17 protein-coding genes are annotated in these 16180 nt (G+C 75.9%); 9 read left to right on the top strand and 8 right to left on the bottom strand.

The window, feature by feature from the left end; genetic code table 11:
* Positions 1-106 precede the first annotated feature (106 nt).
* Positions 107-1000 (top strand): SDR family oxidoreductase, encoded by an 894-nt coding sequence (locus tag P9841_RS10275; protein WP_283318596.1) that lies wholly within the window; start codon positions 107-109, stop codon positions 998-1000.
* Between the two features lie 104 nt (positions 1001-1104).
* Here the strand turns inward: P9841_RS10275 and P9841_RS10270 are convergent, their stop codons facing one another.
* From P9841_RS10270 to P9841_RS10260, 3 genes are all read right to left on the bottom strand, one after another.
* Complete coding sequence (locus P9841_RS10270; protein WP_283318595.1) at positions 1105-1857, bottom strand: uracil-DNA glycosylase; 753 nt, start codon at positions 1855-1857, stop codon at positions 1105-1107.
* Between the two features lie 139 nt (positions 1858-1996).
* Positions 1997-2617 (bottom strand): L-threonylcarbamoyladenylate synthase, encoded by a 621-nt coding sequence (locus tag P9841_RS10265; protein ID WP_283318594.1) that lies wholly within the window; start codon positions 2615-2617, stop codon positions 1997-1999.
* 220 nt (positions 2618-2837) lie between these two features.
* Complete coding sequence (locus tag P9841_RS10260; RefSeq protein WP_283318593.1) at positions 2838-3437, bottom strand: class I SAM-dependent methyltransferase; 600 nt, start codon at positions 3435-3437, stop codon at positions 2838-2840.
* A gap of 96 nt (positions 3438-3533) precedes the next feature.
* Between P9841_RS10260 and P9841_RS10255 the strand changes: the two genes are divergently transcribed.
* Positions 3534-3962, top strand: a complete 429-nt coding sequence (locus P9841_RS10255) for a MerR family transcriptional regulator (protein ID WP_283318592.1) — start codon at positions 3534-3536, stop codon at positions 3960-3962.
* 42 nt (positions 3963-4004) lie between these two features.
* Here P9841_RS10255 and P9841_RS10250 read toward each other — a convergent pair whose 3' ends face one another.
* From P9841_RS10250 to P9841_RS10240, 3 genes are all read right to left on the bottom strand, one after another.
* Entirely contained in the window at positions 4005-6092 is a 2088-nt protein-coding gene (locus P9841_RS10250) for an elongation factor G (RefSeq protein ID WP_283318591.1), read from the bottom strand.
* A 117-nt stretch (positions 6093-6209) separates the two neighbouring features.
* The gene (locus P9841_RS10245) at positions 6210-7145 is read right to left on the bottom strand and encodes an FKBP-type peptidyl-prolyl cis-trans isomerase (RefSeq protein ID WP_283318590.1); all 936 of its coding nucleotides are present in this window, start codon (positions 7143-7145) and stop codon (positions 6210-6212) included.
* 121 nt (positions 7146-7266) lie between these two features.
* Positions 7267-7683, bottom strand: a complete 417-nt coding sequence (locus P9841_RS10240; RefSeq protein WP_283318589.1) for a winged helix-turn-helix transcriptional regulator — start codon at positions 7681-7683, stop codon at positions 7267-7269.
* Between the two features lie 126 nt (positions 7684-7809).
* Between P9841_RS10240 and P9841_RS10235 the strand changes: the two genes are divergently transcribed.
* From P9841_RS10235 to P9841_RS10210, 6 genes are all read left to right on the top strand, one after another.
* Positions 7810-8673, top strand: a complete 864-nt coding sequence (locus tag P9841_RS10235; protein WP_283318588.1) for an SDR family oxidoreductase — start codon at positions 7810-7812, stop codon at positions 8671-8673.
* Positions 8674-8825: 152 nt separating this feature from the next.
* The gene (locus P9841_RS10230) at positions 8826-9836 is read left to right on the top strand and encodes a TIGR03557 family F420-dependent LLM class oxidoreductase (RefSeq protein WP_283318587.1); all 1011 of its coding nucleotides are present in this window, start codon (positions 8826-8828) and stop codon (positions 9834-9836) included.
* 70 nt (positions 9837-9906) lie between these two features.
* On the top strand, positions 9907-10272 hold the full coding sequence (locus P9841_RS10225; RefSeq protein ID WP_283318586.1) for a hypothetical protein: 366 nt from the start codon (positions 9907-9909) through the stop codon (positions 10270-10272).
* Positions 10273-10434: 162 nt separating this feature from the next.
* Complete coding sequence (locus P9841_RS10220) at positions 10435-11673, top strand: VIT1/CCC1 transporter family protein (RefSeq protein ID WP_502847449.1); 1239 nt, start codon at positions 10435-10437, stop codon at positions 11671-11673.
* A gap of 71 nt (positions 11674-11744) precedes the next feature.
* A complete protein-coding gene (locus tag P9841_RS10215) occupies positions 11745-12683 on the top strand; it encodes a siderophore-interacting protein (RefSeq protein ID WP_283318585.1) in 939 nt (312 codons plus the stop codon).
* 155 nt (positions 12684-12838) lie between these two features.
* Complete coding sequence (locus P9841_RS10210) at positions 12839-13582, top strand: DUF3800 domain-containing protein (RefSeq protein ID WP_283318584.1); 744 nt, start codon at positions 12839-12841, stop codon at positions 13580-13582.
* A gap of 303 nt (positions 13583-13885) precedes the next feature.
* On the opposite strand, the gene P9841_RS10205 is transcribed toward P9841_RS10210, so the two are convergent.
* A complete protein-coding gene (locus P9841_RS10205; RefSeq protein ID WP_283318583.1) occupies positions 13886-15199 on the bottom strand; it encodes an RNA polymerase sigma factor in 1314 nt (437 codons plus the stop codon).
* Entirely contained in the window at positions 15172-15594 is a 423-nt protein-coding gene (locus tag P9841_RS10200; protein WP_283318582.1) for a YciI family protein, read from the bottom strand. Before P9841_RS10200 ends, P9841_RS10205 begins: the two co-directional genes overlap by 28 nt.
* A gap of 157 nt (positions 15595-15751) precedes the next feature.
* Here P9841_RS10200 and P9841_RS10195 point away from each other — a divergent pair, with 157 nt between their 5' ends.
* On the top strand, positions 15752-16171 hold the full coding sequence (locus P9841_RS10195; protein ID WP_283318581.1) for a pyridoxamine 5'-phosphate oxidase family protein: 420 nt from the start codon (positions 15752-15754) through the stop codon (positions 16169-16171).
* The last annotated feature ends 9 nt before the right edge of the window (positions 16172-16180 follow it).

Here is a 16180-nt window from a genome sequence, read left to right as displayed (position 1 = left end):
CGGCCGGGGGCCACTGTGGGGTGACCCGGACCGGGGCGGCAACTCGGGCGCCCGCGGGTCCGTGCCCGGGTGGCGCTTCCCGCCAGGACCCGGACGATGGATGAGCATGAGCGACCAGACGACACCCCAGGACCCGAGCACCCAGCACCCCGCGCCGGAGCAGCCCGCGCAGCAGATCGCGCACCCCGGCCTGACGGACGACATGCGGCAGCAGCCCGACCACGGCGAGGACACCTACGTCGGCTCCGGACGCCTCGAGGGCAGGCGCGCGCTCATCACCGGCGGCGACTCCGGCATCGGCCGGGCGGTCGCGCTCGCGTTCGCGCGCGAGGGCGCCGACGTGGCGATCTCGTACCTGCCGGAGGAGGAGGACGACGCCCAGGAGACCGTCCGCCTGGTCGAGGCCGCGGGTCGGCGGGCCGTGACGTGCCCGGGCGACATCCGCGACGAGGCGTTCTGCGGCGAGCTCGTCGAGCGGGCCGTCCAGGAGCTCGGCGGGCTCGACGTCCTCGTCAACAACGCGGCGTACCAGATGGCCCAGGACGGCGGCCTGCTGGACCTCACGACCGAGCAGCTCGACCGGACGCTGAAGACGAACCTCTACGCGCTGTTCTGGATCACGAAGGCCGCGCTGGCCCACCTGGGCGAGGGCGCCAGCATCATCAACACGACGTCGGTCCAGGCGTTCCAGCCGAGCCCGGAGCTCATCGACTATGCCGCGACGAAGGCCGCGATCCTCAACTTCACCAAGGCCCTCGCCCAGCAGGTCGCCGAGCAGGGCATCCGGGTCAACGCCGTCGCGCCCGGGCCGATCTGGACGCCGCTGATCCCCGCGACGATGCCCGCCGAGAAGGTCGAGCAGTTCGGCGGCGACACCCCGCTCGGCCGCGCCGGGCAGCCCGCGGAGCTCGCCCCGGCGTACGTGTTCTTCGCGAGCCAGGAGTCCAGCTACATCACGGGCGACCGCATCGGCGTCACGGGCGGCCGCCCCCTGAGCTGACCCGCGCACCCACCCCTCCGCCGCGAGCTCGGCAGTCCCAGGCGAGGTCGGCAGTCCGAGCTGCCGACCTCGCCACGGACGTGCCGAACTCGGCGGGTGGGGCGTCAGGGGGGTGTCAGGGCGCGGGCGCGGCGGAGGACGGCGTCGAGCATGTCCGGCGTCAGGCGGCCCGTGAAGGTGTTCTGCTGGCTGACGTGGAAGCAGCCCAGCAGGGTCAGGCTGTCGCCGCGCGGGTGCTCGACGACGTGCTCGGCGCCGTGGGCGAACCGGGGCCGCGGGCGCGGGACGGCCCAGCCCTGCTCGTCGAGGGTGCGCAGCAGGGCGTCCCAGCCGAACCCCCCGAGCACCACCGCGACCCGCGGGCGGACGAGCTCGAGCTCCCGGGCCAGCCACGGTCCGCAGCGGTGGCGCTCCTCGGGCAGCGGCTTGTTGTCCGGCGGCGCGCAGTGCACCGGCGCGGTGATCCGCACGCCGGTCAGCGTGAGCCCGTCCCCGCGGTGCACCGACGTGGGCTGCGAGGCCATGCCGACGCGGTGCATCGCGGCGAACAGGAAGTCGCCCGACCGGTCGCCGGTGAACATCCGGCCGGTGCGGTTCGCGCCGTGCGCGGCGGGCGCCAGCCCGACGACCAGCACCTCCGCGTCCGGGTCCCCGAACCCCGGGGCCGGGCGGGCCCAGTACTCCTGGTCGCGGAACGCCGCCCGCTTCACGTCCGCGACGTGCTCCCGCCACGCCACCAGCCGCGGGCACGCCCGGCACTCGACGACGGCGCCGTCCAGCCCCGCGAGGTCGAGGGCGGCCGACGCGGCGGCGGCCGGGTAGCCGGGGTCGTCCGGGGTCCGGTCGTCAGGCAGCACGCCCCCATCCTCCGCCCCCGGCCGCTGCGGCGCGCTCGCTCCGGCGAGGTCGTCACGTCCGTCCGAGGTCGTCACGCCGACCTGACGACCTCGGCCCGACCTGACGACCTCGCGGGGTGCGGGGTGGGCGGGGCGGGGGTCAGGCGAAGCGGGTGGGGTCGCCGGCGCCGGCGCGGACGACCTCCGGGTAGCCCTCGGACCAGTCGACGACGGTGGTCGGCTCGGTGCCGCACTCGCCGGCGTCCACGACGGCGTCGACGACGTGGTCGAGCTCCTCCTTGACGGTCCACCCGTCGGTCTGCGGCTCGGTGTCCCCGGGCAGGATCAGCGTCGAGGACAGCAGCGGCTCACCGAGCTCGCGCAGCAGCGCCTGCACCACGCGGCTGTCGGGGATGCGCACGCCGACGGTCCGCTTCTTCGGGTGGGCGAGCCGGCGCGGCACGTCCTTCGTGGCCGGGAGGATGAACGTGTACGGCCCGGGCGTGGCGGCCTTGATCGCGCGGAACGGCGCGTTGTCCAGACGGACGAGCTGTCCGAGCTGCGCGAAGTCCAGGCACATGAGCGTGAAGTGGTGCCGGTCGTCGAGGTGCCGGATCGCGCGGATGCGGTCGGCACCCGTGTGGCTCTCCATGCGGCAGCCGAGCGCGTAGCCGGAGTCCGTCGGGTAGGCGATGAGCGCGTCGTCGCGGAGCAGCGCGACGAGCTGGCCGATCGAGCGGGCCTGCGGGTCGTGCGGGTGGACGTCGAAGTACCGGGCCATGGCGTCGAGCCTGGCACGCCACCCGCGCCCGGACCACCCGCGCCCGCCGCGCTCGGACCACCCGCGCCCGCCGCCCACGCGTCCACGCACGCCCCTTCAGGGGGCAGGACGGATCCGATCGCACCGGCACGCCCGGCGTGTCCGTTCGTTCGGATCCGAACGGTCGTGTGGTGAGGAGGGGACGGGAGGTGGGGTGGGGGACGGGAGGGAGCGAGGGTGGTCAGGTGAGGACGGCGACCAGGAAGTCGGACTCCGGGGTGAACGGCCGCAGGTCCCACGTCGCGAACCGGTGGTCGACGCGCAGGCCCGCGGCGGCGGCGTCCGCGTCGAGCGCCTCGAACGGGTAGCCCCGCCCGGCGCCGAACCCGACGACGAGCCGGCCACCGGGTGCGAGGTGCGCGCGGATGCGGCGCAGCACCTCGGCCTCCGTGCCCTCGGCGACGAAGGTCAGCACGTTGCCCGCCATCACGGCCACGTCGAACGGCTCGTGGATGCCGGCGGCGGGCAGGTCGAGCTCCGCGAGGTCGCCGACCAGCCAGGTGCCGCCGGGGTGGTCGGCGCGGGCGGCTTCGACGAGCACCGGGTCGACGTCGACGCCGACGACGGTGTGCCCCCGCCGCACGAGCTCGCCGCCCACGCGGCCGGGTCCGCAGCCGGCGTCGAGCACGCGGGCGCCGCGGGGCACCATCGCGTCGACCGTCCGCGCCTCGCCCGCCAGGTCGGCGCCGTCGGCGGCCATGCGGCGGAACCGCTCGACGTACCAGGCGGACCGGTCGGGGTTCTGCTGGCCGATCTGCTCCCAGCGGGTGGGTGGACGCACGGTGCTCCTTCGGGCGGGCGGGTGGACGCCCCGAGCCTAGGCGTGCCGGCCGCCGGCCCCGGGCCGCCGCTTGACCACCGGCGCATGCTGGTGTGCGTGACCGACGAGACCCGCACGTTCACCATCGCCGAGGCGTCCGCGGCGACCGGACTGTCCGCCCACACGCTGCGCTACTACGAGCGTGACGGCCTGCTGCTGGACGCCGTGGAGCGCGACGCCTCGGGTCACCGGCGCTACACCGAGCGCGACCTCGGCTGGCTGCACCTGCTGACGCGGCTGCGGGCGACCGGCATGCCGATCCGGGAGCTCCGCGAGTACGTGGCGCTGGTCCGCCGCGGGGACGGCACGGAGCCGGAGCGGCTGGCGCTGCTGGTCGCGCACCGGGACGCCGTGCGGGCGGAGCTCGCCGCGGCCGCCGAGCACCTGGCGATCATCGAGATGAAGATCGGGATGTACGAGGCGCGGCTCGGCACGGGCACGCCGGTCCCGGAGGCCGCGCCCGAGGCGCTGGCCGCCGGGCGCTAGCCACCCGCCGGCGCAGACCGCGTCGGCCGGCCCCCGTGGTCGTCAGGCCGGCGCGAGGTGCCCCGGCCTGACCTCGTACTCCCCGGGCGCGAGCACCAGCTCCCCGTGCCCGCCGGTGAGCGACCGCAGGTCGAGCGCGTAGCGGACGACCTCGGCCTCGGGGACGACGGCCTCGATCCGCACGCGCCCGTCGTCGGTGGTGCCGGTGGCGGTGATGCGCCCGCGGCGGCCGGACAGGTCGCCGAGCACGTCCCCCTGCGCGGCGGACGGGACGACGACGGTGACGTGCAGGGTCGGTTCCAGCAGGACGGTGCCGGCGGACGCGAGGGCGGCGCGCACCCCCGCGGCGGCGGCCGTGCGGAACGCCATGTCGGAGGAGTCGACGGCGTGCGCCTTGCCGTCGTGGACCTCCACCTGCACGTCGACGACGGGGTGGCCCAGCGGCCCGCCCGCGGCGAGCGCCTCCGCGGCCCCGCGCTCGACGGCCGGCAGGTACGCCCGGGGCACCGCGCCGCCCACCACGGAGTCGACGAACGCGAACCCGGTGCCGGGTGCCCGCGGGGTGAGCCGCAGCTGCACCACCGCGAACTGCCCGTGGCCGCCGGACTGCTTCTTCAACCGCCCCTCGGCCTCGGCCGGGCCGGCGAGCGTCTCCCGGTACGCGATGCGCACGGGCTCGGTGGTGACGTGCACGCCGAACACCCGGGCGAGCCGGTCGACGGCGACCGCGAGGTGCGCGTCCCCGAGCCCCCGGAGCACCGTCTGGTGGGGGGTGCGGTCGACCCGCAGCGTGGGGTCCTCCGCCGCGAGGCGTGTCAGCGCGGCCGACAGCTTGTCGTCGTCGGCCTGGCTGACCGGTGCGAGCGCGACGGCCAGCACGGGTTCCCGTGGTGGCAGCGTGACCGGCCGCACCGGCTGGGCCCGCGACGCGAGCAGCGTGCCGGCCGGCGCGCCGGCGAGCTTGGCGACCGCGCCGACGGACCCGGCGGGCAGCGCGTCGACGGGGAGGTGGTCGCGGCCGCGCAGCCGGAACAGCCCGTGCAGCCGCTCCTCCGCGCCCGTGCCCGCGGCGACCAGCCGGTCCCCGGAGCGGACGGTGCCGGACAGCACCTTGAACACGGACACCTGCCCGACGAACGGGTCGGCGACCGTCCGGAAGACGTGCAGCACGGTCTCGCCGTCCGGGTCGGCGGGGAGCTCCGTGACGGCACCGCCCTCCTCCTCCGAGCCGCTCCCGACCACGAGCCGCGCGGGCCTGTCCGCGGGCGACGGCCCGATCTCGCACACGAGGTCCGCGAGCCGGTCGATCCCCACGCCGGTGGCGGCGGAGGCGACGAGCACGGGCACGGCCCCGCCCGTCACGACCTCGCGCGCCAGCGTGCGCTCGAGGTCCGCGGCGCCGGGCTCCTCCCCGGACAGGTAGCGCTCGAGCTGCTCGTCGTCGTGGGCCACGATCTCCTCGGTGACCTCGCCGTGCAGCCGGTGCTCCTCGTCCGCCACGTCGGCGGGCAGGTCGCAGTCGTGGTGGCGGCCGTCGGTGCCGTAGTCCAGCCCGCGGTCGGACAGCACGTCCGCGACGCCGTGCAGCGCCTGCTCCTCGCCGAGCGGCAGCTCCAGGGGCACGACGCCCGACGGCTCCCGGCCGGTGCGGGCCGCGAGGTCGCGCACCTGGTCGAGCACCCGGTGGAAGTCCGCGCGCGCCCGGTCCTCCTGCGAAACGACGACGAGGCGGGGGATCCCCGCCTCGTCGCACCGCCGCCAGACCGCCTCGGTCCCGGACTGCACCCCGTCGACCGCGCTGACCACCACCACCGCGAGGTCGGCGACGGCCAGCGCCGCGTCCACGGCGCCGGCGAAGTCCGGCGACCCGGGTGTGTCCAGCAGGGTGATGCGGTGGGGGCAGCCCTGGCTGCACGTCCAGTCGAGGTCGGCGACGCCCAGGCTCACGGACGAGCCGCGCGCGACCTCCTCGGGCTCGTGGTCGCAGACCGTCGAGCCGTCCTCCACCCTGCCGGCCCGGGGGACAGCCCCGGACCGCAGCAGCAGGGCCTCAGCCAGTGTCGTCTTGCCGGAACCGCCGTGGCCGACGAGCGCCACGTTGCGGACCGACGGCGTCGTCGCCGTCTCCATCGCTGGTCTCCCGGGTGTGCAGGGCCGCAGGACGCCACAGTAGCCACGTCGGGTGCCACGACGACAGGGACCTCGGCCGCTGGTGCGACCGAGGTCCCTGTGCTGCGCTGCGTGCCGTCAGGAGGCGGCGAGGATGTCCACGACGAAGACCAGCGTGGACCCGGCCGGGATGCCGTCCTTCTCCTGGTCGCCGTAGCCGAGGTCCGGCGGGACGACCAGCAGCACCTGGCTGCCGACGGGCTGACCGGCGAGGCCCTGCTGCCAGCCCTCGATGACGCCGGTCAGGGCGAACGTGGAGGACGCGCCGCGCTCCCAGGAGGAGTCGAACGGCGTGCCGTCCCAGAGCCAGCCGCTGTACTGCACGGTGAGCGTCTGCCCCGCCTCGACCGCGGGGCCGGAGCCCTCGATGAGCGGCTGCGCGACGAGCTCGGTCGGGGCGTCGCCGTCGACCGGCTCGATGGAGGGCTGGCCGTCGTCGGCGAGCGTCACCGTCGGCAGGCCGTCCGGCAGCGGCGTGACGGCGGTGCCCTCGGCGCGCGTCGGCACGGACTGCGTGCTCATCAGCTCGACCGCGAGCAGCAGCGTGCCGGAGGTGCTGGGGTTCGCGAACAGCAGGCGCGCGCCGACCTTCTGGCCGAGCACCTGCTCGAGCAGAGCGGACGGGAGGTTCGCGTCGTCCGCGACGTACGACTGCGGGGTGCTGCCGTAGGTGCCGCCCTGGCTGCTGCCGTCCTCGCCGCTGACCGCCGCGATGTTGACGCCGATCAGCTGGCCCTCCTCGACGGTCTCGCCGGTGCCGGGCGTCACCACGCGCGCGACGGCGGCGGACACCGAGAACGGCTGCTCGAAGTCGAACGTGGGCTCCTCGCCGGGCTCGCCGGTCAGCGTGACGGCCTCGAGGGCGGCGACGTCCTCGGCGCCGGCCGTGGCGGCGGCGTCGGGCGACGCGGAGGCGGACGTGGAGGGGGAGGCGGAGTCGTCCGCGCCGTCGCTGCCGCAGCCGGCGAGCAGCAGCAGCGAGACGGCGAGGAGGGAGGCGGCCGTTCGGCGCACGAGCTCGTCCTTCGATCGGGGTCTGGCGGAGGGGTCATCGTAGGCGCCGGGCCTGTGCGTCCCCTGGGCGGGTGCGCACGACGGCGGTCCACCGCCCGGCCCGCGCCGCGGCCGACGCGCGTCAGTCGCGGCGCACGATGGCCTCCGCGTGCGCCGCGACCCAGGACACCAGGGGCAGCAGGTGCGTGGCGAGCTCCCGGCCGAGCGGCGTCAGCGAGTAGTCGACCCGCGGCGGGATCGACGGCGTGGCCTCGCGCAGCACCAGCCCGTCGGCCTCCAGGGTCCGCAGCGTGGAGGCGAGCATCTTCTCGCTGATGCCCTCGACCACCCGCCGCAGCTCGCCCCAGCGCCGGGTGCCCTCCGACAGCGCGACCAGCACCAGCACGCCCCACTTGCTCGTCACGTGGTCCAGGACGATCCGGCTGGGGCACGCCGCGGGCAGCACGCCGTCCGTCAGCAGCTCCTGCAGCGCGCTCGGCCTCGGTGCCGCACCGGGTGCGGACGACTGCAGCGGGCTGGCCTCGATGCTCACCGTCATGCCAGTACCTTACGCAGAAGTGGGTACCCGCGACCCGGAAGGTTCGCGCGGCGCCGCTGGTTGGGGCGGGTGCCGGGCGCGGGCCCGGTGGCGCCGTCACCCGGCGCGCTACGGAAGGGAACCCCCATGTCGATCGTCGTCACCGGTGCCACCGGCCACCTGGGCCGCCTCGTCGTCGAGCACCTGCTCGCGGACGGCGTGCCCGCCGAGCAGGTCGTCGCCACCGGACGCCGCACCGAGCGGCTGGCGGACCTCGCCGAGCGCGGCGTGCGCGTGGCGGCCGTCGACTACGACAGCCCGGAGACGCTGGCCGCCGCCCTCGAGGGCGCCGACGTCGTGCTGCTCGTGTCCGGCAGCGAGGTCGGCCGCCGGGTCCCGCAGCACCGCGCGGTCGTCGAGGCGGCGGTGGCGGCGGGCGCGCGCCGGCTGGTCTACACGTCGGCCCCGCACGCGGACGAGACGCCGCTCGTGCTCGCGCCGGAGCACAAGGCCACGGAGGAGATCATCCGGGCGTCCGGCCTGACCTTCACGCTGCTGCGCAACGGCTGGTACACGGAGAACTACCTCGGCGACGTCCAGCAGGCCCGCGAGTCCGGGGAGATCGTCGCCGCCGTCGGCGACGGCCGGGTCGCCAGCGCCCCCCGCGACGACTTCGCGGCCGCGGCCGCCGTCGTGCTGCGGACCGAGGGCCACGACGACGCGGTGTACGAGCTGGCCGGCGACGTCGCGTGGTCGTTCGACGAGCTCGCCGCCGCGGCGTCCGAGGTGCTGGGCCGCCCGGTCGTGTTCCGCGCGGTGACGTCCGAGCAGCGCCGGGCGGACCTGCTGGCCGCCGGGCTCGACGAGGGCACCGCGGGGTTCGTGGTCGCCCTGGACGAGAACACCCGCGACGGGCTGCTCGCCGGGGGCACGGACGACCTGTCGCGGCTCATCGGGCGGCCGACGACGCCGCTCGTGGACGGGCTGCGCGCGGCGCTCGCGGAGGGCTGAGCGGCCGGGGTGCTCGGGCGGGGCGCTCGGCGGGGCTGAGCGGGCGGGGCCGGGCGGGCGGGTGCGGACCGGACGCCGGTCGCGCCGCCCGCCGTGCCGCCCGCCGTCCCGCCCCGGATGCCGGGTCGTCCTCCCGGTGTGAGGCTCGGAGCATGACGCGATTCGGGTACACCCTCATGACCGAGCAGTCCGGCCCGAAGCAGCTCGTCGGCTACGGCGTCGACGCGGAGCGGCTCGGGTTCGACTTCCTCGTCTCCAGCGACCACGCGTTCCCGTGGCTCGACGAGCAGGGGCACGCGCCGTACGCCTGGACGCTGCTGGGCGCGGTCGCGCAGGCCACGTCCCGGGTCGGGCTGATGACGTACGTGACCTGCCCCACCGTGCGGTACCACCCGGCGATCGTCGCGCAGAAGGCCGCGACCGTCGGCGTGCTGTCGGACGGGCGCTTCACGCTGGGGCTCGGCGCGGGGGAGAACCTCAACGAGCACGTCGTGGGCGAGCGCTGGCCGGCGGTCGGCGAGCGGCACCACATGCTGGAGGAGGCCGTCGAGATCATCCGCGCGCTGCTGGACGGCGACCGGCTGACGTTCGACGGCGTGCACTTCCGCGTGGACTCCGCCCGGCTGTGGGACCTGCCGGACCAGCCGGTCGAGATCGGCGTGGCCGTGTCGGGCGCGCAGTCGATCTCCCGGTTCGCCCCGCTGGCCGACCACCTCATCACCACCGAGCCGGAGGCCGACCTGCTGCAGGGCTGGGACGACGCCCGCGCGCAGGCGGCGGCCGAGGTCGGCGCGGAGCCGCCCGCCCCGTCCCGCAAGATCGGGCAGATCCCGATCTCCTGGGACCCCGACGTGGAGACCGCGAAGCGGCGCGCGCACGAGCAGTTCCGGTGGTTCGCCGGCGGCTGGCACGTCAACGCCGACCTGCCGACCACGGAGGCGTTCGACGCGGCCAGCCAATACGTCCGCCCGGACGACGTCGCGGAGACGATCCCCTGCGGCCCGGACCTCGACGCGATCGTCGAGGGCGTGAGCGCCTACTGGGAGGCGGGGTTCACCGACATCGCGCTCGTGCAGGTGGGCGACGCCGCGCAGCAGCGGTTCCTCGACGAGGCCGCCGGGCCGCTGCTGGAGAAGCTGCGCGAGGCCGCGCCGTCGTCGTGACCGCGTCGTGACCCCGTCCGGCCGTGTCCAACCGGCCGGTTGACCAACCCCACGGTTCGAGAGGAGCACCATGGCTGTCACCGCGTTCCAGGACCTGCCGCTCGCCGACCGCGACCGCGAGTGGGACGGCGCCGCCGCCGAGAAGCGCGTCCGCGCCTGGGCGGGCGCCGAGGACGACCCGAACGAGACGTACCGCGACGCGCACGTCTGGTACGACGCCGACGCGAAGGGGAACTTCACGGCGTACAAGCTGCTCATCGCGGACGTCGTCGACGACCGGCTGGTGGCCGTGCCGCGGGGCGTGTTCGCCGCCGCAGCCGTCCTGCAGGGCTCGCGCGGCGGCGTGGACCTGCCGGCGAAGGACGTCGACCGTGTGAAGAGCCACCTCGCGAAGTACTACCGGAAGCTCGACGAGACGCCGCCCTGGGAGGACTGACCGGGCACGCGCCGGGCGGGGGTGGTGGCACCCGGGTCGCCGGACCGCCGGTCGGGGACGTCCGGCGCCCTGCTCAGGGGGCCGGCGGACCCGTCGATTCGGCCTCCCGAATCGGCCCGGAACGCGTGACGTGGGCGTCGGCAAGCCCCACGATGGTGGACCGTGCCACCGACCCACAGCCCCTCCGGGGGCCACCCCGCAGCGCCCGCGCCCACCCCGACCCGCCGGCAGGTGCGCCGGTGGCGCCGCTACCTCGCGGACGAGCGGGCCGAGGCCGCCGCGTACCGCGACCTCGCGTCGCGCCGCACGGGTGAGGAGCGGGCGATCCTGCTGGCGCTCGCGGACGCCGAGAAGCGGCACGAGCAGCACTGGCTCGACCTGCTCGGCGACCAGGTGGGCCGCCCGCTGCGCGGCGACTACCGCTCGCGCGTGCTCGGCTGGCTGGCCCGGCGGTTCGGGGGCGTGTTCGTGCTCGCGCTCGCGCAGCGCGCCGAGTCCCGCTCCGCGTACGCGGACGACGCCGACGCGACCCCGACGATGGCCGCCGACGAGCGCATCCACGAGGAGGTCGTCCGCAGCCTCGCGATGCGCGGCCGCAACCGCATCTCGGGCACGTTCCGCGCCGCGGTGTTCGGCGCGAACGACGGCCTGGTGAGCAACCTCGCGCTCGTGCTCGGCATCGGCGCGAGCGGCGTCGCCACGTCCACCGTGCTCCTCACGGGACTGGCCGGCCTGCTCGCCGGGGCGCTGTCCATGGGAGCCGGGGAGTACGTCTCCGTGCGCTCGCAGCGTGAGCTGCTCGAGGCGTCGCGGCCGAGCCGGCAGGCCCGCGAGGCGCTGCCGCACCTGGACCTCGACGCCAACGAGCTGGCGCTCGTCTACCGGGCGCGCGGGATGACGCCCGACGCCGCCCGGGAGCGCGCCGGCACCGTCCTGGCCGGGCTCGCCGTGCTGGAGGGCGCCGCGCCCGCGTCCGCGCTCACGCCCGGTGAGGGGGCGGTCGACGAGGCCGCGGACGCCGGGGCGGGTGCGGGCGGCGAGGGGGCGGCCGACGCGGGTGCCGCGGGTGTCGCGCCCGCTGTGCCCGACGTGCCCGCCGAGGTCGTCGACGAGCACGAGACCGTCGGCTCCGCGGTCGGCGCCGCCGGGGCGAGCTTCTGCTTCTTCGCCACCGGCGCCCTGGTCCCCGTCGTGCCGTACCTGCTCGGCATGGAGGGCTGGCCGGCGGTCGCCCTCGCGAGCGGGCTGGTCGGCCTGGCGCTGCTCGGCACGGGGGCGACGGTCGGCGTGCTGTCCGGGTCCTCGCCGACCAAGCGCGCGCTGCGCCAGCTGGCGATCGGCTTCGGCGCCGCCGCCGCGACCTACCTGCTGGGTCTCGCGTTCGGGACGTCCGCAGCATGACGGCGGTCCACCCAGTGGGATGTGTCACACAGGGGGTGAGGTAAGGCTTGCCTTCGGGTTACGGTGGCGCCATGACCACGACCACCGCGCCGGCCGTCACCACGCCGTTCCGGTTCTTCGACGTGCGGGTCGCACGCGTCGTGGACCTCAGCCCGTCGTTCCGCCGCTTCACGTTCACCGGCGACGACCTCGACCAGTTCGCCGACAACGGCTACGACCAGCGCATCAAGCTGCTGCTCCCGCTGCCGTGCGGCTACGACACCGTCCCGCAGGGCGAGTCCTGGTACCTGCAGTGGCGCGATCTCCCCGAGGAGCTCCGCCACCCCATCCGCACCTACACCGCCCGCGCCGTCCGGCAGGACGCCCGTGAGCTCGACGTGGACGTCGTCCTGCACGGCGACGCCGGCCCCGCCTCCCGCTGGGCCGCGTCCGCCGGCGTCGGCAGCTCCCTCGTCGTGCTCGGCCCCAACCGCGCGCACCCCGGGCCGTCCGGCGGCGTCGACTTCGTCCCGCCCGCCCACGCCGACCGCCTGCTCATCGCGGGTGACGAGACCGCCGTCCCCGCCATCGCCGGCATCCTCGAGCGCCTGCCCCGCGACGCCCGCGGCGAGGCCCTGCTCGAGGTCCCCGTCACCGGCGACGAGCTGCCCCTCGACGCCCCCGCCGGCGTCACCGTCCGCTGGCTCCCGCGCGACGGCGCCCCGCACGGCTCGCTGCTCGTCCCCGCCGTCCAGGCCGCCTGCACCCGCCTCATGCCCCACGAGGCCCCCGTCCCCGACGGCCTCGACCTCGAGGACGTCGACATCGACGGCGGCATCCTCTGGGAGGTCCCCGTCGACCACACCACCGGCGAGCCCCTGCGGCAGTCCGCCGCGCTCTACGCCTGGCTCGCCGGCGAGGCCGGGGCGATCAAGACGCTGCGCCGGCACCTCGTCGGCGGCTGCGGCGTCGACCGCAAGGCCGTGGCGTTCATGGGCTACTGGCGCGAGGGGCGCTCCGAGGGGGCGTAGGTCCGCACGCACGGGCGCTGGTTCCTGGCTCGGGATCTGAGCGGGGAGGCGGCGATCGTTGTCGACGTGCGTGCGAAGCGCCGGCGGTGGTCGTGCGCTCCGCGGCTAGCGTCGCCCGGGTGAACACCGTTGTCGCCCGCGAGAACGAACCGAGCGTGACGCACGATCGACCGGACGTCCGTCGGGACCCGTTCCCGTCCGGGCTGCTGCTGGCGTACGTCGACGAGTCGTACACCGCCGAGCGGTTCTACCTCGGCGCGGTCCTCGTCGACGGTGAAGCCGCCGCGCGCATCGAGGCCGGCTTCGACGCGATCGTGGGCGACTACTGCGGGAGGTTCGGACTGTCGCCAGCGGCGGAGATGCACGCCAACCCGCTGTTCCAGGGCAAGGGCGAGTGGCGCGACGTCCCCACCCGTGCCCGGATCAACGTGTACGCCAGGGCGATGCAGGTCCTCGGCAGCTCGGGTGCGCAGGTCGTCCTGCGTGGCATGAACGTCCGCCGGCAGCGCGAGCGCTACGTGAACCCGCACCCGCCCCACGAGGTCGTGCTCGGTCACCTGCTGGAGCGGGTGGACGAGCGCGCTGAGGTCTCCGGCGCCCACGCTCTCGTGCTGGCGGACGAGGTGCACAACAGCGACCGTCACCGCACCAACTTCCGTGAGTTCCGGGTCGGCGGCACTCCCGGGTACCGCAGCACGACGCTGCACCGGTTGATCGACACGATCCACTTCGCGCCCTCGGAGCACTCGCGGCTCCTGCAGGCGGCCGACCTCGTGACCTTCCTGCACCGGCGGAGGTGCACCCACGCAGAAGCGGATCCGCGTGCGCAGCGGGCCAACGACGAGATCTGGGGCAGAGTCGCCCCCGCGATCGTGCACGAGCTGTGCTGGGAGCCGTAGCAGCACGAGAGCCCCGCACCACGGGGCGCGGGGCTCAAGGCGATGCGGGAGGCTGCGAAGCGTCCTGCTCGACCGATGCTACACGCGCGCACCGACTGCCCGGCCGGTGGGTTGCGCCGAGTCGTATGCGGCCCCGGCCTCCGGGACGGACCCTCGTGCTCACTGTCGGAGGCTCCCACCGTGATCGGAGAGGTCCGCGCGGGATCGGAGGTGTCCGCGGAGACCTCCGAGCCCGCGTCCCTCCCTCCGATGACTGTCGGAGCCTCCGAAGGGGAACCGCCGGGGTCGCGGGGAGGGGCGCGGTCAGGCGTCCCGGAGGTCCGCTGCCTTGCGTTCCAGGACCGACCGCTCGCGGGCGTTGCCGCACAGCGCGGCCGCGCGCAGGAGCTCCGCCCGGGCCTCGTCGGTCCGGCCGAGGCGGGCGAGCAGCTCGCCGCGGACGCTCGGCACCAGGTACGTCCCGCGCAGGGCGCCGGCGTCGGCGAGGGCGTCGACCAGGGGCAGCGCGGCCGCCGGGCCGGACGCCTGGGAGACCGCGACGGCGCGGTTGAGCTCGACGACGGGGGACGGGGCGACCTGCGCGAGCGCCCCGTACAGCTCGACGACGCGCGCCCAGTCGGTGCCGGGCACGGAGGGCGCGAGGTCGTGCTGCTCGGCGATGGCGGCCTGGAGGGCGTACGGCCCGAGCCCGCGGCCGGCGGCGTGCGCGCGGGCCAGGGCGGCGCGGCCGCGGCGGATCGCGGACCGGTCCCACCGGCGGCGGTCCTGGTCGGCGAGCAGCACGGGCTCGCCGTCGGGGCCGGTGCGCGCGGGGAACCGGGCGGCGGTGAGCTCGAGCAGCGCGAGGAGGCCCTGGGCCTCGGGCTCGTCCGGGACCAGCCGCGCGAGCACCCGCGCGAGCCGGACCGCCTCGTGCGCGAGGTCGAGCCGGATCCAGGAGTCGCCGGTGGACGCCGACGAGCCCTCGGTGAACAGCACGTACACGACGTTCAGCACCGACCCGAGGCGCTCGGCGCGCTCGGCCGCGGGCGGGACCTCGAACCGCACGCCGGCGGCGGCGAGCGTCTTCTTGGCGCGGGTGATCCGGGCCTGGACGGTCGGCACGGGGACGAGCAGCGCCGCGGCGACCTGCTCGCTGGTGAGCCCGCCGACCACCCGCAGCGTGAGCGCCAGCCGGGCCTCGCGCGGCAGCACGGGGTGGCAGGCCACGAACAGCAGCGCGAGCCGGTCGTCGTCGATCCGGTCGGGGTCCCACAGCACGTCGGGGTCGTCCGAGAGGGCGGGCTGGGCACCCGCGTGCGCGCCGCCCTCGGGCAGCCCGCGTCCCAGGGCGGCGTACCGGGTGTCCCGGGCGGACCGGCGCCGGAACGCGTCGACCGCCCGCAGCCGGCCGACGTGCAGCAGCCACGCGACGGGGTCGCGCGGGACGCCGTCACGCGGCCACGCGACGAGGGCCTCGGCCAGCGCCTCGGACGCCACGTCCTCGGCCAGCGGGAAGTCGCCGGTGTACCGGGCGAGCGCGCCGACGATCCGCGCGGACTCGATCCGCCAGACCGCCTCGACGGCGCGCCGCCCGGCGTCGGCGGCGCTCAGTTCGTCCCGAGCTGCTCCCGCCACACGGCCTCCTTCTGGATCCACTCGTCGTCCTGCGGGAAGTCCTCGGGGCCGGTGACGCGGCGGACCTCGATCTTGTTGCCCGCGCCGTGCAGCGGGGCGCGCTTGGCCCACTCGACGGCGTCGTCGAGGGCGGGCACGTCGAGGATCCAGAAGCCGTTGAACAGCTCCTTCGTCTCGCCGTAGGGGCCGTCGGTGACGACCGGGGTCTCGGCGGTGAAGTCCACGACGGCGCCCTCGGTGGCGTCGCTCAGCCCCTCGCCGCCGACGAGCACCCCGGCCTGCATCATCGACTCGTTGTACCGGCCCATCGCCGCGATGACCTCACGGAAGTCCAGCTCCCGGAAGGCCGCGACGCCCTCGTCGGTGCCCCGCATGATCAGCATGTACTTGGCCATCGTCGTCTCCCTCGGTGTCGGTGGCCCGCCTCCCGCGGACCCTCTCACCTCCCAGGTCGAACGGGAAGGCCCCGGATCGACAGCCGCCGGCGAGGAATCCGTGCGCGCCGCCCGGGGTTGCGCGAGGAGGATCCGCCACTCACCCGGGAGGACGACCATGGCCGCCGCGTTCACCGCCGAGGACCGCGCCCTGCTGCAGCGCCCGCTGCACGGGTTCCTCACCGTCGCCGCCGGGCCCACGCCGCCGCAGCCGCGACCGGTGTGGTTCGAGCTCGCGGACGACGGCACGGTGCAGCTGTTCACCGGCCCCGGGACGCTGAAGGTCCGCCGCCTGCGCGAGGACCCGCGGGCGTCGATCGTCGTCGCCGCCCCCGTGGGTGAGCGGGAGCACTGGGTGGCGGTGTCGGGGCCCGTGACGGTCGAGCACGACGGTGGCCACGACCTGGCGGCCCGGCTCGCGGCCCGGTACTGGGACCTGGACGACCCGGTGCGCGCGCGGGAGCTCGAGGGGCTGCTCGCCGAGGAGCAGGTCCGCCTGGTGATCCACCCCGACGCGGTGAGCCGCTACGCGTTCTGACCGCCGGCG

This window comes from Cellulomonas sp. ES6, from assembly GCF_030053835.1.
Classification (GTDB): Bacteria; Actinomycetota; Actinomycetes; order Actinomycetales; family Cellulomonadaceae; genus Cellulomonas.
The sequence above is the reverse complement of the archived record's forward strand: the minus strand, read 5'-3'. Positions and strand labels throughout refer to the sequence as shown.